This is a genomic window from Streptomyces novaecaesareae (assembly GCF_000716875.1).
GTDB lineage: Bacteria > Actinomycetota > Actinomycetes > Streptomycetales > Streptomycetaceae > Kitasatospora > Kitasatospora novaecaesareae.
This window is the reverse complement of sequence record NZ_JNWQ01000230.1, coordinates 1-412: the sequence shown is the minus strand read 5'-3', so window position 1 is coordinate 412 and position 412 is coordinate 1. Positions and strand designations below refer to the sequence as shown.

The following is a 412-nucleotide window of genomic DNA, read 5'->3' as shown; positions in this document are numbered from 1 at the left end:
AGGAGCCGTCGAAGGTGGGACCAGCGATTGGGACGAAGTCGTAACAAGGTAGCCGTACCGGAAGGTGCGGCTGGATCACCTCCTTTCTAAGGAGCACATGGCCGCTTGCAGGCGAATGTCCTGCACGGTTGCTCATGGGTGGAACGTTGACTATTCGGCACAATGAGGACTTGGTCTCCTAGTACTGCTTCGGCGTGGAAGAGAGTATCTGGTTCTGTTGTGTCGGGCACGTTGTTGGGTCCTGAGGGAACGGAAACGTTGTCTCAGTGGTTGCCGGCCTCACTTGAGGTGGTCTTCGGATCATTGAGGGTGTGTGACTGGTCGTTGTTTGAGAACTGCACAGTGGACGCGAGCATCTGTGGCCAAGTTTTTAAGGGCGCACGGTGGATGCCTTGGCACCAGGAACCGATGA

At 56.1% G+C, this 412-nt stretch carries 1 rRNA gene; it reads left to right on the top strand.

Features of this window, described 5'->3' with window-relative positions:
• Positions 1–86: ribosomal RNA gene (locus OP86_RS32630) — 16S ribosomal RNA — on the top strand; the annotation flags it as partial.
• Positions 87–412: the final 326 nt, after the last annotated feature.